Origin of the sequence: Streptomyces sp. NPDC059787 (genome assembly GCF_042732315.1) — a bacterium.
GTDB lineage: Bacteria > Actinomycetota > Actinomycetes > Streptomycetales > Streptomycetaceae > Streptomyces > Streptomyces atrovirens.
In genome coordinates, this window is sequence record NZ_JBHWHX010000051.1 from 24,613 (window position 1) to 44,363 (window position 19,751).

A 19,751-nucleotide genomic window follows, 5' to 3' on the forward strand; every position below is an offset into this window, starting at 1 on the left:
CATGGCACCTGTTTTCGACTACGCACCGGCGCCCGAGTCCCGCTCGATCGTCGACCTCGCCCCGTCGTACGGCCTGTTCATCGACGGCGAGTTCACCGACGCGGCCGGCGGCAAGGTCTTCAAGACCGTCTCCCCCTCCACGGAGGAGGTCCTCTCCGAGGTCGCCGAGGCCACCGAGGAGGACGTCGACCGCGCGGTGAGGGCCGCCCGCAGGGCCTTCGAGAAGTGGTCGGCGCTCCCGGGCTCCGAGCGCGCGAAGTACCTCTTCCGCATCGCCCGCATCATCCAGGAGCGCAGCCGCGAGCTCGCCGTCCTGGAAACCCTCGACAACGGCAAGCCGATCAAGGAGACCCGCGACGCGGACCTCCCCCTGGTCGCCGCGCACTTCTTCTACTACGCGGGCTGGGCCGACAAGCTCGACCACGCGGGCTACGGCGCGAACCCGCGCCCCCTCGGCGTCGCGGGCCAGGTCATCCCCTGGAACTTCCCCCTCCTGATGCTCGCGTGGAAGATCGCCCCGGCGCTGGCGACCGGCAACACGGTGGTGCTGAAGCCCGCCGAGACGACGCCCCTCTCCGCGCTCTTCTTCGCGGACATCTGCCGCCAGGCGGGCCTGCCCAAGGGCGTCGTCAACATCATCACCGGCGACGGCCGCACCGGCGCCGCGCTGATCGCCCACCCCGACGTGAACAAGGTCGCCTTCACCGGTTCGACCGCCGTCGGCAAGGAGATCGCGCGCACGGTCGCGGGCACCCGCAAGAAGGTCACCCTCGAACTGGGCGGCAAGGGCGCCAACATCGTCTTCGACGACGCGCCCGTCGACCAGGCCGTCGAGGGCATCGTCAACGGCATCTTCTTCAACCAGGGCCAGGTCTGCTGCGCGGGCTCCCGCCTGCTGGTCCAGGAGTCGATCCACGACGAGCTCCTCGACTCCCTCAAGCGCCGCCTGTCCACGCTCCGCCTCGGCGACCCGCTGGACAAGAACACCGACATCGGCGCGATCAACTCCGCCGAGCAGCTGGCCCGGATCACCGCGCTGGCCGACCAGGGCGAGGCGGAGGGCGCCGAGCGCTGGTCCCCGGCCTGCGAACTGCCGTCGTCCGGCTACTGGTTCGCGCCGACGCTGTTCACGAAGGTCACCCAGGCGCACACGGTCGCCCGCGACGAGATCTTCGGCCCGGTGCTGTCGGTGCTGACCTTCCGCACGCCCGACGAGGCCGTCGCCAAGGCCAACAACACGCCTTACGGCCTGTCGGCGGGCATCTGGACGGAGAAGGGTTCGCGCATCCTGGCGGTCGCGAACAAGCTCCGCGCGGGCGTCATCTGGTCCAACACGTTCAACAAGTTCGACCCGACCTCGCCGTTCGGCGGCTACAAGGAGTCGGGCTTCGGCCGCGAGGGCGGCCGCCACGGCCTGGAGGCGTACCTCGATGTCTGAGAAGACCGAAAAGACCGAACCGCGACTCTCGGTCTTCAAGACCTACAAGCTGTACGTCGGCGGGAAGTTCCCGCGTTCCGAGAGCGGCCGGGTGTACGAGGTGACCGACGCAAAGGGCAAGTGGCTGGCGAACGCCCCGCTCTCCTCCCGCAAGGACGCCCGTGACGCGGTGGTCGCCGCGCGCAAGGCGTTCGGCGGTTGGTCCGGCGCGACGGCGTACAACCGCGGCCAGATCCTGTACCGCATCGCCGAGATGCTGGAGGGCCGCCGTGACCAGTACGTCGCGGAGGTCGCCGACGCCGAGGGCCTGTCGAAGTCGAAGGCGGCGGCACAGGTCGACGCCGCGATCGACCGCTGGGTCTGGTACGCGGGCTGGACCGACAAGATCGCCCAGGTGGTCGGCGGCGGCAACCCGGTCGCGGGCCCCTTCTTCAACCTGTCCTCCCCCGAACCGACGGGCGTGGTCGCCGTACTGGCCCCCCAGGAGTCGTCGTTCCTGGGCCTGGTCTCGGTGGTGGCCCCGGTGATCGCGACGGGCAACACGGCCGTCGTGATCGCCTCGGAGAAGTCCCCCCTCCCCGCCCTCTCCCTCGGCGAGGTCCTGGCCACCTCCGACCTCCCCGGCGGCGTGGTCAACGTCCTCTCCGGCCGTACGGCGGAGATCGCCGCCCCGCTCGCCGCGCACCAGGACGTCAACGCGATCGACCTCGCGGGCGCCGACGAGACGCTGGCGAAGGAGCTGGAGATCGCGGCCGCGGACAACCTCAAGCGCGTCCTGCGTCCACAGCCTGTGGACGACTGGTCGGCGACGCCCGGCACGGACCGCATGACGGCGTTCCTGGAGACCAAGACGGTCTGGCACCCGACGGGTTCGCTGGGCGCGTCGGGCTCCGCCTACTGACCGGCCGCCCTGCACCGCCGGCTCTCCGCCCCCCTTGATGAAGGCCGCGGCTCATCTCCGTCCAGATGAGCCGCGGCCTTCTTCGGGCACCGCCGGCCGGGTGCGACACGGCGTCCGTCGCCGGCGATCGACCCGTTCGGAAGGTACGCATCGCGGCGCTCGGCGTCCTGCGGGGCCGTCGCTGAGCCCGGTGGCCCCGGTGATCCGGCTGACCTCGGTGAACAGGACCTCGAAGGCGGCCCGGCACACGGCGACAGAGGGTGACGCCGAGGACGAGGCCGGTGCTGTGGCTACGGCGTCCCCGAGCCGGTCACGGCACAGGTGCTGCCCGGACCGGCTCCCCCGCTCAGCCTCCGACGAGACGCGAGGCGCCTGTTCCCGGTGACACCGGGAACAGGCGCCTCGCGCAGGGGCTCAGCCCTGGAGCTTCATGCCCTCGGGTGAGGTGAGGCCCTCGGCGGGGTGGGCACGGAACGTCGCCGTCCAGACGGTGGGCGGACAGGACGTGCCATTGGGGTGCTGTTCCGTCAGCTCGGCTCCGGCGCTGTCCTCGACGACCGTGTCACCGCTCTTCGCGGACGTCACGACGAGCCGTACCTCCACGGTCTTCGCGCCGACGTCGTCGGGCAGACGGACCGCCAGCGACATGAACGGGTCGTCGGAACTGCCCGACGCCTGCTCCTCGCACACGCCGTCCACGCACAGCCGGAGCCTCGCCGCATCCGGCCCGCCGAAGTCGGCGGGCCGCCACACGACGGACACCTGCGAGTCCGCGGCGGCCTCGGTGCACGGCGTGTCCCGGCCGAGGGCCGAGCATCCGGTCAGGGCCACCGCCAGCAGCGGGACGAACAGGGCTCGGCGCATGTCAGTACCTCGCTACGGTGCCGGGGAAGGCGCTGTTGGCCAGTCCGATGTCGGTGAAGTACAGCCAGCACGGGTCGAAGAAGCCGCCGCTGTTGTCGCCGCCGCCACCTCCGCCGCCGGAGATGATCCCCTTGGCGAAGGCGCGCCCGCTGCCGTCGACGGTGTACACCGGGCCGCCGGAGTCACCCTTGATGGTGCAGGAGCCGGACGTCTTCTTGGCCACGACCATGTTCTTGGCCGTCGTACCCCCCGAGTAGCGGATGGTCGCCTGTGTGTCGGTCACCTTCCAGCCGCACTTCTCGCCGGTCATCATGCCGCCCGTGCAGACCTTGTCACCGCTTTGCGCCCAGCGCCGCCAGTAGTCGTGCACGGGACGCGACGAGCTGGACGTCTTGCCGCCCTTGTAGATCCGGGCCGACGCGGAGCTGCCGCTTTCGACCCGGTACAGCGCCAGGTCGCCCGAGTAGTACTTCTGGCCGGACAGCTTCACCGAGCCGGAGCCGTTCTTCCAGTTGTCCCGGACGACCGGACCTATGTAGTCGCTCTTGCTGGGGTTCAGGACGGCACCGTTGCCGGTGGTGCAGTGGCCCGCGGTCACCATGTACCACTTGCCGTTGTACTTCCAGCTGAAGCCCGCCGTGCACCACGTGGCCGAACTCATGGTCAGCTGCGAGTAGATACGCGCCCCGCCGTAGTAGGGCGAGGTGTCGTTGTAGCGGTTCGCCTGCGGGTCCAGCGCGTCCACACCGGGAGTGACCTGCACGGCCACCGAGTCGGTGCCGTAGCGCTCGCCCAGAGCCGCGACCAGCTCCGGAGCGGCCGTCTCGGTCTCCACGACGACACGGTTGTGCACGGCGTCCACGGACGCGACGCGCAGCCCGCCCACGCCGGGCAGTTCCGCTTCCGGCAGCTGGAGGATCTCGTCACGCACGGACTCCAGCGCGGTGACGCTGTGCTCCACCACTTCGGTGCGTGGGGCGACCTCCTCGGTGACCGTCGGCCCGGCCGGCTCGGGTGTGGTCTCCGTGGTGTCCTCCGGCATTTCGAACGACTCCTCGCCGGTGGACTCCGCGGCCCCGTCGGCGGGTGGCGCGGGGGTCTCCGTCTCGGTGGTCTCGGTGTCGGGCTTGGTGTCGTCCTCCGTGTCCTCGGCGGGCGCTCCGCTGCCTTCGTCGGCCGGAACCTGCGTCACCCGGATCGGTGCGGACGCCTCGTCGGCCGAGGCCGACTCCACGACCGGCGCGACCAGTTCGCCCGTCGCCGGATCGACGTAGGGCGGGGCGAAGGCGTCGGGATTCTCCGCCGCGCGCTCCTCGGCCAGTTCCAGGGCGTACGCCTGAGCGGGTTCCGGCTCCTGGACATCGTCGCCCCCGCCGTCCTCGATGACCTCCACCCGGTCGACGATCACCGAGACCGGTTCGGCCCCCGGCGGGTCGTACGGCCCGCTGAAGCGGGCGCCGATCTGCCGGCTGCCGCTGCCGGACAGGGACGAGGTGTCCCACACCAGCTTCGGGGCCGAGCCACCGGTGAGCGGCACCGGCCACGAGACGGTGGTGGAGTCGGTCCGGGTGACCTGGGAGGCCGGGATCACCTGCCACGGATCGGCGGACGACGCCCGCTGGAGGAAGGTGACCTCCGTCAGCGAGGCCGGCGCGCTGACCGCGAGATCGGCCGACCCCACGAGCACTTCGCCGTTGGCGGGCGCGGTCACGGCCGCCCGTCCGACGTGGAAGACGCGCTCGGTCTCGGCCGAGACGTTGCCGGCCCGGTCGGTCGCGGTGACGACGAGCTGATGGCTGCCCTCGGTGGCCGGGGTGACCGGCAGCACCACCGGGCCGCCGCTGGTGGTGACGCTCCGCTCGGTGTCGCCGTCGACGCGGTAGGTCAGGATGCGGGTGTCGGCGCCGTCGGGCGTCAGCGTGAACGTCCCGGTCACCTGCGCGCCGCCGGCCCAGGCGTCCGCGGGGTAGGTCGCGGAGGTCACGGCCGGGACGCCGGGCGCGGTGGTGTCGACGGTGAAGCGGTAGTGCGCGGTCGCCCCGCCCGTGCCGTCGCCGTCGACGCCGCGCACGTGCAGGTACCAGACGCCCTCGGTGCGGGTCGTCGCGTACGACGTGCCGGTCGTCTCGGCCGTGCTGTCGGGCACGGTGTCGGAGGCGGAGTCGACGACGATGCTGTACCCGGCGGAGGCGCCGGAGGGCGCCGTCCAGGTCGCCTGGAAGGAACCGCTCCGGTACGCGCCCGTCTGGTCGGGGTGGGTGGACGAGCTGATCGCCGGACTCGGCGGCAGCGTCGTGTCGACCCGGAAGGGCAGGTGCGCGGCGGTGGAGGACCAGTTGCCCGCCTGGTCCTTGGCCCGGACGTGCAGGTACCAGGTGCCGTCCGCGTCGACGGTGGTGGTGAACTTCGTCGATGTCTGCGCGGTGCCGGTGGTGGCCGGCAGGGTGTCCGTGACGCGGTCCACACTGACCGCGTAACCGGCGATGCCGGACAGGTCGGCGGGCGCGGACCAGTTGAACGTCGCGGTGCGGTCGGCGTAGGCGCTGGTCGTCACGGGATGCGTGGAGGAGGCCGGACCGCCGGGAGCGCCCGGGGCGGTGGTGTCGACGTTGAAGGCGCGGTGCTGGGTCGAGGACCACAGACCCGCCTTGTCCTTGGCGGCCGCGTGCACCCACCATGTTCCGTCGGTGCGCCCGGACCAGTTCACCCCGGCCGCCGTCTGTGTGACGGTCGTTCCGGCAGCGGTCGTCGGGTTCTGGTCGAGTTTGACGGCGTACCCGCTCACGCCGGAGGCGTCGGTCGCGGCGAGCGTGCCCGCGAAGGTGGTGGCGTTGTACCAGGCCGACGCCGAGGGGTGGCTGGTGGAGGTGACGGCGGGGGCGGACGGCGCGGTGGTGTCGACGGTGAATGTCTGCCAGGCCGACCAGGCACCGGTGTCGGTACCGTCGGACGCCCGGGCCCGCCACTTGTAGTCACCCGGTGCCAGTGCGGTGGCCGTGCGGGTGGCCACCGCCCCGGAGGCCACGGCGGCCGACGTGCCGGACTGCAGGGCCGCGGTGCCGGTCGCCGTCCACACCTCGAAGGTCAGCGTGAGCTGCTGGGCGTCGGCATCGGTGGCCTTGGCGGACAGCGTGGGTGTGGTGTCGGAGGTGTAGGCGCCGGTCAGCGGGGAAACGGCCGCCGCGGTACCGGGCTTGGAGTTGTAGGTGACCGTCAGGGACGGCTCGTAGGCGGCGTTGTGCGAGCCGTCCGTCTGGTTCGCCGAGTGATAGCGGCGCCAGGTGAGCGGGTCGGTCTCGTCGACGGCCGCGATCCGCACACCGTGGTTGGGCTGACCGTCGGCCCAGGCCTGGACGATGCCGTCGATGTCCCAGGAGACATGCCCGGCGGGGCAGTTGGAGTTGTACCCCTTGGCCGCTGTGGAGGTCACGGCACCGGTCGTGGTGGTCGTGGGCTGCTCGGCCCAGGTGAGGGCCGACGGGTCCCAGGCCGAGGTGATACGGCGTACCTGGTTGCCGGAGTTGCTGGTGCTGCACGTGGACGAGTAGTACGAGTACAGGCGCAGGTCGGTGTCGAGGACGTGCTTGCCCGCGTACTTCGCCACGTCGAACTTCAGATACGAGCGGGCCTTCTCGGTGCCGTTGTACGTGCCGGCCTTCAGCTCGGTCGAGCCGCGCTGCGAGGTGAGGTAGTCGTCGTACTGGACCCAGGTGTCGGTCACCGGGCCGAGCAGGGAGTCGGTCGGGTCGATGGTGACCGGGTACTTCAGCTCGGGGTCGGCGAGGAACTCCGCGTCGGGTCGCAGGACCAGGACCTGGTCGCCGGTGTCCGCGTCCCGCTCGATCGTGACGTCGATGGCCGCGAGGTCCTCGGGCTCGCCGGAGGCGCGCTTCTCGCCCGAGCCCCACATCACCGGCAGCGGTGCGGTGGCCACCGCACGGCCGCTGCCGTCGTTCCAGCGCAGACGTTCGTCGGCGGTCTCGTGCAGGGTGAGGTCGTCGGCCGAGACGGGCAGCCGGTAACTGACCGGGCCGTCGGGGCGCTCGTGCAGGACGACGGAGTGGGAGAAGCCCTCCTTCAGGGCGGTCACCACGACGTCACCGCCCTCGACGGCGCCTTCGTAAACGGCGGTCGAGCCGTCCAGGCGGGGTTCGGGAAGCCTGCCGTCCCAGTCGAGGCCGAGGGTGTGGCCGCCGCGGGAGACCTCGGCGAGGGGTTCGTCCGCGCCGCCGCCGGAGAAGGTGATGCCGGCGGCCGCGTTCTTCGGCCGCACCACGCCGTCCTCGGCCACGAGGGTCGTGTCGACGGGCCGCCAGCCGCCGTCGGCCTGCTTGACCCGGATCGGGCCGGTATACGCCTCAACGGTGGTGGTGCCGTCGGCGTTGGCCCAGGTGGTGGTCGACTCGGTGCGCTCGGAGACGATCTCGCTCCGCGCGCCGGACTTCTGCTGTGCCGTGGTCGCCGCCCCGGTCACCGCCTCCGCGGCCTCGGCGGACGCGGGCTCGTTGAACAGGGGCAGCGGGGCGCACACGAGAGCGGCCAACAGGCCTGCCGCCAGGGCTCGTCGTCCGATGCGGGATCTTCGCCGGCCGGGAACCGGGGCGATCGGCGTGCGGTCGTACACAGGGGAACCTTCCCATCCATCTCGGTCAAAGGTTGGATGATCTTAATGCCCATGCATGACATGTCCACAAAAACCATGCCGCTCCGGCCGGGCGGACGGGGCACCCGGACAAGGCTCGGCTCACAAGACACCGTGTGCGAAGGGAAGTTGACGCCAACCGACTGAGGCGGATCCGCTCGACCTGTCACCGCGTCAACTGAGTTGATCGGTGGAGCGGTTGATGCGCCGCGAGGACGTCACGGCCGCATCCCGAACCCGCGGACGCCTCGGCCGCTCCCCCGGGCGGGACGGCGGCCCGAGCGCGATGGGGCATGCCCACGGTGACGAGGACGCCGACCTCCTGCGGCACATCGCGGCGCGCACGGCGCCGGGACGGCCGGGCGAGCGGAGCGGACCCGGCGCACGAGGGTGCGCCGAGTCCGGGGGACGGCAACGTCGCCCCCACCGCCTTGAGCGCGTCGCGCAGGTCCTCACACACCCGTAAGGACACGTCCGGACCCGCCCTGATACCGGGCGGAGCGGCCTGGCGGCCGTACGTCGACGACATCAGGGACAGTTCCCCGCAGGACGGACGAGGGCGTGGCGGACGGCAGGGGTCAGCTCCTCAGCGCGTCCGTCGCCCGCCCCGCCACCGGGATGCCGCCGACCGACCGCGCCTGGGCGACCGGCCCCGTCACCTCCCGCGAGTCCACCGGACGGAAGTCGGCGACCTGCGTGCCGACGCCGTTGTCGAGCGGATCGACGCCCGTGCCGGCCAGCGGGTTGGGCCTGAGGTCCGCGACCGTGCCCACGGCCCGGCCGGTGTCGTCGAGGAGCGGGGCGGAGTCCGCGGCCGCCGCCGTCGCCGCGCCGGCCCCGAGCGCCACCGAGGCGGTCGCGAGAACGGTCAGGGCGCGTCGGACGGTCGGCGTCCTGGGTGTCTTGTGCCGGGCCATCGCTCTGCCACCTGCCGTCTTCACCGGGTGATCGGGTCGACGCGAAGAGTAGTCGAGGTGTGACGCGCGCTTCAAAGCCGTACCGCGGGGCGTACGTCGCGCGGGCGATGCCTCAAACTGGTGTCCCGTGAGCTCCTCCCAGTCGTCCATATCCGCGCGAGTCGTGCTGCTCTGCGGCCCCTCCGGCTCCGGCAAGTCCCTCATCGCGGCCCGTTCCGGTCTTCCCGTGCTGCGCCTCGACGACTTCTACAAGGAGGCCGACGACCCGACCCTCCCCCTCGTGGCGGGCAGCACGGACATCGACTGGGACCACCCCGGCTCCTGGGACGCGGACACCGCCGTCGCCGCGATCGAGCGGCTGTGCCGCACGCGTCGTACGCCGGTTCCCGTCTACGACATCTCGCTGAGCGCCCGTACGGGCGAGACGGCCGTCGACATCGGCGGGACCCCGCTGTTCATCGCCGAGGGCATCTTCGCCGCGGAGATCGTCGAGCGCTGCCGTGAACTCGGCCTGCTGGCCGACGCGCTGTGCCTGAACCGCGGCCCGGTGCGGACGTTCCGGCGGCGGTTCCTGCGGGATCTGAAGGAGGGCCGCAAGTCGGTGCCGTTCCTGCTGCGCCGCGGCTGGCGGCTGATGCGGCTGGAGCGGTCGATCGTGGCCCGTCAGACGGCGCTGGGCGCGTACGCCTGCGACCGGGACGAGGCGCTGGGCCGCCTCGCGAGGGCGGCGGTCGCCGGGCGTACGGCGCCGACGGGTACGAGCACCCCGGCCTGACGGCCCCCGCGCGCACACGAAAGGCGGGACTGGGCGGGCCCCCCGGCCCTCCAGTCCCGCTGTTTCGCACTCCCCCGTGATCCCCCGTGATCTTCCCGGATCCCTCTTGGTCCCCCGGATCCGCAGAGGTCCCCCGTGACCCCCTCGTGCTTCCCCCTCCGGTCCCCCGCTTGTCACGGCGACGTCCCCCGACGCCCCCGCGCTCCCCCACTTGCTACGGCGATGCCCCCCGGCATCCCCGCGGTCCCCCGCTTGCTACGGCGACGTCCCCCGACGCCCCCGCGCTTGTCACGGTGACGTCCCCCGGCGTCCCCATGACTCCCCCGTACCTTCAGGCGACAAGCTCCCCGAAGGCGTCCTCCTCGTCACGGCCGAAGCTGAGGACCTCGTCCTCGCGCAGCCGGCGGAGCGACCGCCAGATGCTGGACTTCACCGTGCCGACACTGATGCCGAGGATGTCCGCGATCTCCGGGTCCGTGCGGCCCTCGTAGTAGCGCAGGACCAGCATGGTGCGCTGGAGCTCGGGCAGCCGGGCCAGCGCCTGCCACAGCACGGCGCGCAGCTCGGTGCCGCGCATCGCGTCCGTGTCACCGGCCGTCTCCGGCAGTTCCTCGGTCGGGTACTCGTTCAGCTTGCGGCGGCGCCACGCGCTGATGTGCAGGTTGGTCATGGTGCGGCGGAGGTATCCGCCGACCGCCGCCTTGTCGCTGATCCGGTCCCACGCCCGGTAGGTCGAGAACAGCGCGCTCTGCAGCAGGTCCTCGGCCTCGAAGCGGTCGCCGGTCAGGTGGTAGGCGGTGGCGTACAGGGAGGCGCGGCGCTCCCGGACGTAGGCGGTGAACTCCGCCTCCGACAGCGAGCGGCGCTCCCCCGAGCCCTCCCTGTACGCGTTTCCCCCGTTCGTCTCCCCCGTGGGTGCGTCAACCACCGTCATGATCGTGGTGTGCTGACGCCCGGTGCCGCGGGCGCACCCCCGCATGCCCGCCGCACCGGACTTCTCGGAACCCCGGTGCACATCGTGCAGACGCGTGATCACTGCGCTGGTGCTGGTGCCGTGCAGCGTGTTCATCTCGCGCCCCCCGTCGTGGACTTCCGGTGTTCTGCCGTGCTGTTGTGCTTGTGCCGAGAAGCTTGCCCGGGGACCTTCATGGCCGTGTCAGCCGACTGTCACAGGCGTGTCACAGAGGTCGGTCACGGTGGGCCCACGGATCCTTCACAGGTGTCCGTGCACGTAGCGGCACGTATGCGTGCTCAATGGGCATCTGCCGTCCATGGGTCGAACAGGGGGGCCGCCATGGGCCAGAATGGGTCCGTGCCTTCCCTGTTGCTGATCGAGGACGACGACGCCATCCGTACGGCCCTGGAGCTCTCACTGACGCGCCAGGGTCACCGGGTGGCGACCGCTGCCAGCGGTGAGGACGGTCTGAAGCTGCTGCGCGAGCAGCGGCCGGATCTGATCGTGCTGGATGTGATGCTGCCCGGCATCGACGGGTTCGAGGTGTGCCGGCGCATCCGGCGCACGGACCAGTTGCCGATCATCCTGCTGACCGCGCGCAACGACGACATCGACGTGGTGGTCGGGCTGGAGTCCGGCGCCGACGACTACGTCGTCAAACCGGTCCAGGGCCGGGTGCTGGACGCCCGGATCCGGGCGGTGCTGCGGCGCGGGGAGCGGGAGTCCACCGACTCGGCGACCTTCGGCAGCCTGGTCATCGACCGTTCGGCGATGACGGTGACGAAGAACGGCGAGGACCTCCAGCTGACGCCGACCGAGCTGCGGCTGCTGCTCGAGCTGAGCCGGCGGCCGGGGCAGGCGCTGTCCCGGCAGCAGTTGCTGCGGCTGGTGTGGGAACACGACTACCTGGGCGACTCGCGTCTGGTGGACGCGTGTGTCCAGCGGCTGCGCGCCAAGGTCGAGGACGTGCCGTCGTCCCCGACCCTGATCCGTACCGTGCGCGGTGTCGGCTACCGACTGGATCCGCCTCAGTGACACAGGAGCACGACGGGGAGACCCGCGGCTGGTCCGCGGCGCGCAAGGGAGTCTGGTCACGGCTGCGGTTCACCAGCCTGCGGCTGCGGCTGGTCGTGGTGTTCGGGCTGGTCGCGCTCACCGCCGCGGTGTCCGCGTCCGGCATCGCGTACTGGCTGAACCGCGAGTCGGTGCTGACCCGTACCCAGGACGCGGTGCTGCGCGACTTCGAGCAGGAGATGCGCAACCGGGCGGGCTCGCTGCCCGAGCGTCCGACGCAGGACGAACTGCAGCACACCGCCGGGCAGATGGCGACCAGCAGCCAGCGCTTCACCGTGCTGCTGGTCGCCGAGAACCCCGACGGGCGGACCGTGTACGGCAGTTCGGGCGGGCTGAACGGCTTCTCGCTGCAGGACGTGCCGGTCTCGCTGCGCGAGGCGGTGACCGAGCAGCAGGAGATCACGTCGAACAACAAGTACCCGCACCATCTGTACTGGCAGCGGATCGTCGACGGCGACACCCCGTACCTGGTGGCGGGGACGCGGGTGATCGGCGGCGGGCCGACCGGCTACATGCTGAAGTCGCTGGAGCCGGAGGCCAAGGACCTCAACTCGCTGGCCTGGTCGCTGGGGATCGCCACCGGGCTGGCGCTGATAGGTTCCGCGCTGCTCGCGCACGCGGCGGCCACGACGGTGCTGAAGCCGGTGCAGCGGCTCGGTGTCGCCGCGCGGAGGCTCGGTGAGGGGAAGCTGGACACCCGGCTGCGGGTGTCGGGCACCGATGAACTGGCGGATCTCTCCCGGACGTTCAACAAGGCGGCCGAGGCGCTGGAGAAACGGGTGGCGGACATGGCGGGGCGCGACGAGGCGTCCCGGCGGTTCGTGGCGGACATGAGCCATGAGCTGCGTACGCCGCTGACCGCGATCACGGCGGTGACGGAGGTCCTGGAGGAGGAGCTGGAGTCCGAGGGCGGCGGCATCGACCCGATGATCGAGCCCGCGGTACGGCTGGTGGTGAGCGAGACCCGGCGGCTGAACGACCTGGTGGAGAACCTGATGGAGGTGACCCGCTTCGACGCGGGCACCGCCCGGCTGGTCCTCGACGACGTCGACATGTCCGACCAGATCACCGCCTGCATCGACGCGCGTGCCTGGCTGGACGCGGTCGACCTGGACGCCGAGCGCGGCATCCACGCCCGGATCGACCCGCGCCGGCTGGACGTGATCCTGGCGAATCTGATCGGGAACGCGCTCAAGCACGGCGGGTCGCCGGTACGGGTCTCGGTACGGGAGGACGACACGGAGGGCGCCGGGGACGGGGGCACGGTGGTCATCGAGGTGCGGGACCACGGTCCTGGCATCCCGGAGGAGGTCCTGCCGCACGTCTTCGACCGCTTCTACAAGGCGAGCGCCTCGCGGCCGCGTTCCGAGGGAAGCGGCCTGGGTCTGTCCATCGCGCTGGAGAACGCCCATATCCACGGCGGCGAGATCACCGCGGCCAACTCCCCCGAGGGCGGTGCCGTGTTCACCCTGCGGCTGCCGCGGGACGTGTCCGCGCAGAGCCCTTCGGAGAAGGACGGCGCCATCGGGGACGAGGGCGCCGAGGGGGACGCCTGATGAACGTACGGACCACCCCGCGGCGTACGCGGGGACTGCTCGCGGCGGGGGCGCTCGCGGCGCTGCTCGCCGGGTGCGGGATACGGGCCACGGAGGTGCCGACCGACTTCGGTCCCGCACCGTCGCGGGTGCGCTGCTCCCCGGCCGGGCCGGAGGCGTCGACGCAGGCGGAGCGGGGGCTGCCGGTGCAGGTGTTCCTGCTGTGCGGGTCGTCGCTGGTGGCCGTCGACCGGACGGTGCGGGTGCCGGACGGGGCGGCGGACTCTCGGCGCGTGCTGGTGGCGCAGGGGCTGCTGGACGAGTTGTCGCGGGAGCCGTCGGACGCCGAGCAGCGGGCCGGGTACAGCACGCGGGTACGGCGTGGGACGACCGTGGGCAGTCCGCGGCCCGGCGATCCCGAGGACACGCTGCGGCTGAGCACCTCGCCCGCGGACCTCACCTCCGCCGGGCTCGCGCAGATCGTGTGCACCTTCTCCGACTCGGCGGCGGCCGAGGGCGACGGCTCGGTGATCCTGGGCGGCCCCGACGACGCCCGGCCGCGCCGCTACGAGTGCACGGACGAGGTCCGGTCCCGTCCGGACGAGGAGGAACCGCCGTCCTCGGAGGCCACCGGCGGGTGAGCGCGCGGCTGTGGCGCACGCCTCATGCGGTGAACGGGTGACGTCCCGGAACCGATCGTGCCGAAGGCCGCGTCTAGGGGGGCGTGCAGCGTCAAGGCTTCATCGGCGGCTCCGCCGCGACCCGTATCCGTGTGACAGGGGGTCTCCTCCTGGGCGCGTATCTCGCGTTCGTCGCCTGGTACACGCTGCGCCCCCTGGACGTCCCCTGGGTGATGCCCGCCAATCTGCGGCCGCTGGACGGCATCCGGGGCGACTTCGCGCTGGGCTGGACGACGGGGGTCCGCCGGATCTGCGAGGGGCTGGCGCTGCTCGCGCCGCTGGGTGTGCTGCTGCCGATGGCCGGGGGCCGGCCGGCCGTCTCGCGGCTGGGTTCACTGATCCGCACCACGGCGGCGACCGCGCTGGTGTCGCTGGCCGTCGAGATGCTGCAGACGGCGGTGCCGGGCCAGGTCGTGGACGTCGACTCGCTGCTCCTGAACACGGCGGGCGCGGCGCTCGCGCATGCGGCGGTGGTGCCGGCGGGCCGCGCCTGGCTGCGCCGCCGGGCGGTACGGCGCTCCGTCACCTCCCTCCTCCCGGAGGAGCCGGCTCAGGGTAGGACCCCGACGATTCCCAGGGTCGGGATCGCCCCGTGGAGCGACGCTTTGCCCCCTTCGTCTCCGTAACGTGGAGTGTAGAGAGGCAGCCACTCGGGAGGCCTCGCATCGCTCACCAAGGAGCCGTAATGAGCCGCCTCGCCCGCCCCACCAACGACCGCATGATCGGCGGAGTGTGCGCCGCGCTGGCCCGGCGCTTCGGTACCTCCGCGACCACGATGCGGGTGATCTTCCTGCTGTCGTGCCTGCTTCCGGGCCCGCAGTTCCTGCTGTACATAGCGCTGTGGATCCTGTTGCCGTCGGAGGACAAGGCTCGGGCGGCCTGGTAGCTCCACGACGCCGTCTCCCGCGAGTACGCCGATGGGGCGCGACCCGGTTCCGGGTCGCGCCCCATCGGCGCGTTTCCGCCTGGCGGGGTCAGGCTCCGATCGGCACCCCGTTGAGGGCGACGCCCTGGGTGGGCAGCTCCTGCAGCGGCATGCCACCGAGGAGACCGGTCGGGGCCTCCTGGCTCACCTGCCGGGCGACCGGCTGCGCGGTCGCCACACCGGTGCCGGCCACCTCCTGGCCCGTCGCCAGCGCCCGGTCCGAGCCGGGCAGCGCGGTGGACAGCTTCTCCGCCGGTACGGCCCGGGTGACGGTGTCCAGTGCCGGGGCGGCGTCCGGGACGGCCGGGGCCGCGTTGGCGGCGCCGGCACCGGCGGCGGCGAAGGCGGCACCCAGCACGGCGACACCGAGGGTCTTGGCAGCAGACTGCTTCATGTAAATGCGTCCTCGAAATGGGATACGGGGAGTGAGCGGTGCTGAGACCGTAAGCACGGGGCCCCTACCGCCGCAAACATCGAAATGCGGACGGATGGTGGACGTCGACGGTGTTCACGTTTCCCGCGGACGCCGCTCTCAGCTTTCCGTTACCGGAGAACCGCTGGTGGAGGCAGTCTGACGGAACAGCCATTCGGACTTCAGCTCGGCGTATCCGGGCTTGACGACGTCATTGATCATGGCCAGCCGTTCATCGAAAGGAATGAACGCGGATTTCATCGCATTGACGGAGAACCACTGCATGTCGTCGAGCGTGTAACCGAATGCCTCGACCAGGTGCTCGAATTCCCGGCTCATGGTGGTGTGGGACATCAAGCGGTTGTCGGTGTTCACCGTGGCCCGGAAGTGCAGCCGGCGCAGCAGACCGATGGGATGCTCGGCGTACGAGGCGGCGGCCCCGGTCTGGAGGTTGGAGCTCGGGCAGAGCTCCAGCGGGATGCGCTTGTCCCGGACGTAGGAGGCCAGCCGGCCGAGTTCGACCGTGCCGTCGTCGCGGACCCGGATGTCGTCGATGATGCGCACCCCGTGCCCCAGCCGGTCGGCGCCGCACCACTGGAGGGCCTGCCAGATGGACGGCAGCCCGAACGCCTCGCCGGCGTGGATCGTGAAGTGGTTGTTCTCCCGCTTCAGGTACTCGAAGGCGTCGAGGTGCCGGGTGGGCGGGTAGCCGGCCTCGGCGCCCGCGATGTCGAAGCCGACGACGCCCAGGTCCCGGTAGCGGTTGGCGAGTTCGGCGATCTCCAGGGCGCGGGCGGCGTGCCGCATCGCGGTGAGCAGGGCGCCGACCCGGATGCGCCGGCCGTTCTCCCGCGCACGCCGCTCCCCCTCCCGGAAGCCCTCGTCGACCGCCTCGACGACCTCTTCGAGGGTCAGTCCGCCTTCGAGGTGCTGCTCGGGCGCGTAGCGCACCTCGGCGTAGACGACACCGTCCTCGGCGAGGTCCTCGGCGCACTCGGCGGCGACCCGGACGAGGGCGTCACGGGTCTGCATGACGCCGACGGTGTGCGAGAACGTCTCCAGGTACCGCTCCAGGGAGCCGGAGTCGGCGGCCTCCCTGAACCACAGGCCGAGCTTGTCGGGATCGGTCTCGGGGAGCCCGCGGTACCCGCTCTCGCGGGCCAGGTCCACGACGGTGCCGGGGCGCAGCCCGCCGTCGAGGTGGTCGTGCAGCAGAACCTTGGGCGCCCGGCGGATCTGCTCCGTCGTCGGGGTGTTCGCGTTGGTCTGGCTCGTCATTTCCGCACTCTAACTCCTACGCGCGTAGATCACCGGTTGGGCGGAAGCGCCGATACGTAACAGTGATCGCACGGCCGGGTGGAGTACACCCGCACTTCTGAGAATGTTCTGCCATGGCACAGGAAGCGATGCCGGTTCGCATGGCCCGGCTGGGGAGGGCGCTCGGCCCGGAGCCGACGGCGGTGGGCGGGGTGGTGCTGCTGCTCCCCGGCGGCGAGGAGGTGTCCGGCCGCAGACCGTCCGCCGTGCTGGCGGCCGCCTCTGTACGCGCCCTGGGGCGCCGTCTCACCCGCGCGGGCCGCGACGAGAGCCTCGCCGCCCATGTCGTCCACTACCGCTACCGGGGCTGGAACGGCAGCGAGGCCCATCTCGCGCGCGACGCCGCATGGGCCGCCGACGAGGCCGTACGGCGCTACGGAGACGTCCCCGTCTGCCTCGCCGGACTCGGCATGGGCGGCAGGGCCGCGCTCCGCGCGGGAGGCCACGAGGCCGTCAACTCCGTGCTGGCGCTGGCACCCTGGCTGCCGGAGGAGGACGTGGCGGCGCCACCCGAACCGGTGAAACAGCTCGCCGGGCGGCGGGTGCTGATCGTGCACGGCACGAATGACGCGCGCAGCGATCCCGAGTTGTCGTTCCGGCTGGCGGCGCGGGCGAAGAAGGCGAACCGGGAGGTGTGCCGGTTCGAAGTCCATGCGGACGGGCACGGGTTGAGTCAGTACCGGGACGAGGTGCTGGCGCTGTCCGAGGACTTCGTGATGGGGGTGTTGTTCGGGCGGGCGTTCTCGCGGCCCGTGCAGGATGCCTTGGCGGCGCCTCCGCCGTTGGGGTTGCGGATGCCGCTCGCTGCGGGGTTCGGGAAGTCTTTGCGGCGGTAGCGCCGTCGGGGGTCATGTCGTGGCGCGGCCGCGGGCCGTCGGTGGTCGGTCGCGCAGTTCCCCGCGCCCCTAGGTGGGTAGCAGTGTGCCTCTCTTGGAGAGCAGGAACTTCTTGAAGGCCGCCACCGGGGGTGTGTCCGGGTGGCCGGACAGCCAGGCCACTCCGATCTCCCTCGCTGCTCTGGGGGCCGTGACCGTCAGTTCGACCACTCCGGGGCGGGGGAAGGCCGGTGGGGGGAGGAGGGCCACGCCCAGACCTGCCGCCACCAGGCCGCGCAGGGTTTCGGCTTCCTCGCCCTCGAAGGCGATACGGGGTTTGAAGCCGGCCTGGGTGCAGAGGTCGTCGGTGATGCGGCGCAGTCCGTAGCCGGGTTCCAGGGTCACGAAGGTCTCGTCGGCGGCCTCGGCGAGGCGGATGCGGCGGCGGGCGGCGAGGCGGTGGTCGACGGGGACGACCAGGCGCAGTTTCTGTTCGTCGAGGCGGCGGGCGACCAGGTCGGGGGCGTCGGGCACCGGGGAGGTCAGGCACAGGTCGAGTTCGCCCGCGCGGAGGCCTTCCAGCATGGCCTCGCCGTAGTTCTGGACCAGGCTGAAGCGGATGCGCGGGTGGTCGGCGCGGAAGGCCTGCAGCAGGCCGGGCACGGTCTCGGCACCCATGGTGTGCAGGAAGCCGAAGGCGACCTTGCCGGTGGCGGGGTCGGCGTCGGCGCGTACCTCGTCGGCGGCGCGCTCGATCTCGGCGAGGGCGCGTTCGACGGAGGTGAGGAAGGTGCGGCCGGCCGGGGTGAGGGAGACCGTGCGGCCGTGGCGGGCGAACAGTTCGACGCCCAGGTCCTGTTCGAGGCGGACCATCGCGCGGGAGAGGGTGGACTGCGGGACCTGCATCTCCTGGGCGGCGCGGGTGACGTGCTCGGTGCGGGCAACGCCGGCGAAGTGGGCGAGGCGGGGCGCGAGCAGTCTCGACATGTCGTCCGTGTCTCGTGTGTCACTGGTCCGTGACAGCCGACTCCGTGACCTCTGCTGATGCTCCATGGGAACGATTATGGCGATTCCGTGCATTGGACGGATGAGCGGGGGCGTACGTAGCTTCGAGGCATGACTCCCGCCAGTACCGGGGCGTCCACCAGTGTGGGCGCCGTCGCATCCGTTCCCTCCGTCCAGCCGCCCGTCTCCGAGTCCCGGATGTCTCCGGGCGGACCCGGTTACCGCCGGATGAGTCTCGCCCTGTTCCTCGCGGGCGTCGCGACCTTCGCGCTGCTGTACTCCACCCAGGCCCTGCTGCCGCTGATCTCCGGCGACTTCGCGGTGAGCGCGGGCGACGCGAGCTGGACGGTGGCGGCGGCCACCGGTGGGCTGGCGCTGTTCGTGCTGCCGATGAGCGCGCTGTCGGAGCGCTATGGACGGCGTACGGTCATGACGGCGTCCTTGGCCGTCGCGGTGACCCTCGGACTGCTGGTGCCGTTCGCGCCGTCGCTGGGCGCGCTGGTGGCGCTGCGCGCGCTGCAGGGTGCGGCGCTGGCCGGGCTGCCGGCGTCGGCGACGGCGTATCTCGCGGAGGAGGTCACGCCGAAGGCGCTGGTGACCGCGATCGGGCTGTTCGTCGCCGGTAACAGTGTCGGCGGGATGAGCGGCCGGGTGATCACCGGCTGGGTGGCGCAGGAGTGGGGCTGGCGGGTCGCCGTCGGGGTGATCGGCGTGGTCGCGGTGGCGTGCGCGGTGGCGTTCCGGCTGCTGCTGCCGGCGCCGAGGCACTTCCGGGCGGGCTCGCTGCGGCCGGGTGTGCTGGTGCGGACCGTCCGCGGGCATCTCGCCGATCCGCTGCTGCGGCGGCTGTACGCGATCGGCGCGCTGTTCATGACGGTGTTCGGCGGTGTCTACACGGTGATCGGCTACCGGCTGACCGAGGCGCCGTTCTCGCTGCCGCAGGGCGTCGTGGGCTCGATCTTCCTGGTGTACCTGGTCGGCACGGTCTCGGCGTCGGCGGCGGGGCGGCTGGTGGGGCGGCTGGGCCGCCGGGGCGCGCTGTACGCGGGTGGCGGGACGACCGCGGCGGGGCTGCTGCTGTCGCTGGCGGGGTCGTTGCCGGTGGTGCTGCTGGGGCTGGTGCTGATCACGGCGGGGTTCTTCGCGGGGCACGCGGTGGCGTCGTCGGCGGTCGGGAAGACGGCGACGGTGGGGCGGGCGCAGGCGTCGGCTCTGTATCAGTCCGCGTACTACGTGGGGTCCAGCGTGGGGAGCACGGTGGGGGCGCTGGCGTTCCACGCGGGCGGCTGGGGCGGGACGGTGGGGGTCGGGCTGGTGGCGGTGGCCGGGGTCGCGGCGATCACCCTGGCCGGGACGCGGGCGGCGGCGCGGGCGGCTGTGGTCCGTCCGGCCTGATTTTTTCTCGCCCCCGCCGCCCCTACCCGTCCCGAACCTGGGGCTCCGCCCCGGGCCCCGCTCCTCAAACGCCGGAGGGGCTGAAATCAGCCCCTCCGGCG

Annotated in this window: 17 protein-coding genes; 10 read left to right on the top strand and 7 right to left on the bottom strand. The window is 71.9% G+C overall.

Annotation, left to right across the window (positions count from 1 at the left end; genetic code table 11):
* Position 1 precedes the first annotated feature (1 nt).
* A complete protein-coding gene (locus ACFV5H_RS32150; protein WP_385057920.1) occupies positions 2-1,438 on the top strand; it encodes an aldehyde dehydrogenase family protein in 1,437 nt (478 codons plus the stop codon).
* The gene (locus ACFV5H_RS32155) at positions 1,431-2,339 is read left to right on the top strand and encodes an aldehyde dehydrogenase family protein (protein ID WP_385198402.1); all 909 of its coding nucleotides are present in this window, start codon (positions 1,431-1,433) and stop codon (positions 2,337-2,339) included. Before ACFV5H_RS32150 ends, ACFV5H_RS32155 begins: the two co-directional genes overlap by 8 nt.
* Positions 2,340-2,753: 414 nt before the next feature.
* Here ACFV5H_RS32155 and ACFV5H_RS32160 read toward each other — a convergent pair whose 3' ends face one another.
* From ACFV5H_RS32160 to ACFV5H_RS32170, 3 genes are all read right to left on the bottom strand, one after another.
* The gene (locus ACFV5H_RS32160; protein ID WP_385198403.1) at positions 2,754-3,203 is read right to left on the bottom strand and encodes a hypothetical protein; all 450 of its coding nucleotides are present in this window, start codon (positions 3,201-3,203) and stop codon (positions 2,754-2,756) included.
* 1 nt (position 3,204) lies between these two features.
* Positions 3,205-7,746, bottom strand: a complete 4,542-nt coding sequence (locus ACFV5H_RS32165; protein WP_385057915.1) for a DNRLRE domain-containing protein — start codon at positions 7,744-7,746, stop codon at positions 3,205-3,207.
* A gap of 677 nt (positions 7,747-8,423) precedes the next feature.
* Complete coding sequence (locus tag ACFV5H_RS32170; protein ID WP_385198404.1) at positions 8,424-8,762, bottom strand: hypothetical protein; 339 nt, start codon at positions 8,760-8,762, stop codon at positions 8,424-8,426.
* Positions 8,763-8,889: 127 nt separating this feature from the next.
* Between ACFV5H_RS32170 and ACFV5H_RS32175 the strand changes: the two genes are divergently transcribed.
* Complete coding sequence (locus tag ACFV5H_RS32175; RefSeq protein WP_385057912.1) at positions 8,890-9,537, top strand: uridine kinase; 648 nt, start codon at positions 8,890-8,892, stop codon at positions 9,535-9,537.
* A gap of 331 nt (positions 9,538-9,868) precedes the next feature.
* Here ACFV5H_RS32175 and ACFV5H_RS32180 read toward each other — a convergent pair whose 3' ends face one another.
* Positions 9,869-10,606, bottom strand: coding sequence for a SigE family RNA polymerase sigma factor (locus ACFV5H_RS32180; RefSeq protein ID WP_385057910.1), 738 nt, complete (start codon positions 10,604-10,606; stop codon positions 9,869-9,871).
* Between the two features lie 243 nt (positions 10,607-10,849).
* On the opposite strand from ACFV5H_RS32180, the gene afsQ1 reads away from it, so the two are divergent.
* From afsQ1 to ACFV5H_RS32205, 5 genes are all read left to right on the top strand, one after another.
* Positions 10,850-11,527, top strand: coding sequence for a two-component system response regulator AfsQ1 (afsQ1, locus tag ACFV5H_RS32185; RefSeq protein ID WP_158075115.1), 678 nt, complete (start codon positions 10,850-10,852; stop codon positions 11,525-11,527).
* Entirely contained in the window at positions 11,524-13,122 is a 1,599-nt protein-coding gene (locus ACFV5H_RS32190) for an ATP-binding protein (protein WP_385198406.1), read from the top strand. Before afsQ1 ends, ACFV5H_RS32190 begins: the two co-directional genes overlap by 4 nt.
* Positions 13,122-13,742: a hypothetical protein gene (locus ACFV5H_RS32195; RefSeq protein WP_385057906.1), complete on the top strand. Its 621-nt coding sequence runs from the start codon at positions 13,122-13,124 to the stop codon at positions 13,740-13,742. Before ACFV5H_RS32190 ends, ACFV5H_RS32195 begins: the two co-directional genes overlap by 1 nt.
* 83 nt (positions 13,743-13,825) lie before the next feature.
* Complete coding sequence (locus ACFV5H_RS32200) at positions 13,826-14,407, top strand: VanZ family protein (protein ID WP_385057905.1); 582 nt, start codon at positions 13,826-13,828, stop codon at positions 14,405-14,407.
* A gap of 59 nt (positions 14,408-14,466) precedes the next feature.
* Positions 14,467-14,667 (top strand): PspC domain-containing protein, encoded by a 201-nt coding sequence (locus tag ACFV5H_RS32205; protein ID WP_073932125.1) that lies wholly within the window; start codon positions 14,467-14,469, stop codon positions 14,665-14,667.
* Between the two features lie 88 nt (positions 14,668-14,755).
* On the opposite strand, the gene ACFV5H_RS32210 is transcribed toward ACFV5H_RS32205, so the two are convergent.
* The gene (locus ACFV5H_RS32210; protein WP_385057903.1) at positions 14,756-15,100 is read right to left on the bottom strand and encodes an ATP-binding protein; all 345 of its coding nucleotides are present in this window, start codon (positions 15,098-15,100) and stop codon (positions 14,756-14,758) included.
* Positions 15,101-15,238: 138 nt separating this feature from the next.
* The gene (locus ACFV5H_RS32215; protein ID WP_385198407.1) at positions 15,239-16,396 is read right to left on the bottom strand and encodes an adenosine deaminase; all 1,158 of its coding nucleotides are present in this window, start codon (positions 16,394-16,396) and stop codon (positions 15,239-15,241) included.
* Positions 16,397-16,509: 113 nt separating this feature from the next.
* Here ACFV5H_RS32215 and ACFV5H_RS32220 point away from each other — a divergent pair, with 113 nt between their 5' ends.
* Positions 16,510-17,271, top strand: a complete 762-nt coding sequence (locus ACFV5H_RS32220; protein WP_385198409.1) for an alpha/beta hydrolase — start codon at positions 16,510-16,512, stop codon at positions 17,269-17,271.
* 69 nt (positions 17,272-17,340) lie between these two features.
* Here the strand turns inward: ACFV5H_RS32220 and ACFV5H_RS32225 are convergent, their stop codons facing one another.
* On the bottom strand, positions 17,341-18,303 hold the full coding sequence (locus ACFV5H_RS32225; RefSeq protein ID WP_385198410.1) for a LysR substrate-binding domain-containing protein: 963 nt from the start codon (positions 18,301-18,303) through the stop codon (positions 17,341-17,343).
* Positions 18,304-18,366: 63 nt separating this feature from the next.
* Here ACFV5H_RS32225 and ACFV5H_RS32230 point away from each other — a divergent pair, with 63 nt between their 5' ends.
* On the top strand, positions 18,367-19,650 hold the full coding sequence (locus ACFV5H_RS32230; protein ID WP_385057895.1) for an MFS transporter: 1,284 nt from the start codon (positions 18,367-18,369) through the stop codon (positions 19,648-19,650).
* Positions 19,651-19,751: the final 101 nt, after the last annotated feature.

What these genes read in the sequence shown, in the direction of transcription:
- ACFV5H_RS32150 (WP_385057920.1), top strand. Translation starts at nt 2, where the DNA reads ATGGCACCTGTTTTCGACTACGCACCGGCGCCCGAGTCCCGCTCGATC.
- ACFV5H_RS32155 (WP_385198402.1), top strand. Translation starts at nt 1,431, where the DNA reads ATGTCTGAGAAGACCGAAAAGACCGAACCGCGACTCTCGGTCTTCAAG.
- ACFV5H_RS32160 (WP_385198403.1), bottom strand. Translation starts at nt 3,203, where the DNA reads ATGCGCCGAGCCCTGTTCGTCCCGCTGCTGGCGGTGGCCCTGACCGGA.
- ACFV5H_RS32170 (WP_385198404.1), bottom strand. Translation starts at nt 8,762, where the DNA reads ATGGCCCGGCACAAGACACCCAGGACGCCGACCGTCCGACGCGCCCTG.
- ACFV5H_RS32180 (WP_385057910.1), bottom strand. Translation starts at nt 10,606, where the DNA reads ATGAACACGCTGCACGGCACCAGCACCAGCGCAGTGATCACGCGTCTG.
- ACFV5H_RS32195 (WP_385057906.1), top strand. Translation starts at nt 13,122, where the DNA reads ATGAACGTACGGACCACCCCGCGGCGTACGCGGGGACTGCTCGCGGCG.
- ACFV5H_RS32205 (WP_073932125.1), top strand. Translation starts at nt 14,467, where the DNA reads ATGAGCCGCCTCGCCCGCCCCACCAACGACCGCATGATCGGCGGAGTG.
- ACFV5H_RS32210 (WP_385057903.1), bottom strand. Translation starts at nt 15,100, where the DNA reads ATGAAGCAGTCTGCTGCCAAGACCCTCGGTGTCGCCGTGCTGGGTGCC.
- ACFV5H_RS32215 (WP_385198407.1), bottom strand. Translation starts at nt 16,396, where the DNA reads ATGACGAGCCAGACCAACGCGAACACCCCGACGACGGAGCAGATCCGC.
- ACFV5H_RS32220 (WP_385198409.1), top strand. Translation starts at nt 16,510, where the DNA reads ATGGCACAGGAAGCGATGCCGGTTCGCATGGCCCGGCTGGGGAGGGCG.
- ACFV5H_RS32225 (WP_385198410.1), bottom strand. Translation starts at nt 18,303, where the DNA reads ATGGAGCATCAGCAGAGGTCACGGAGTCGGCTGTCACGGACCAGTGAC.
- ACFV5H_RS32230 (WP_385057895.1), top strand. Translation starts at nt 18,367, where the DNA reads ATGACTCCCGCCAGTACCGGGGCGTCCACCAGTGTGGGCGCCGTCGCA.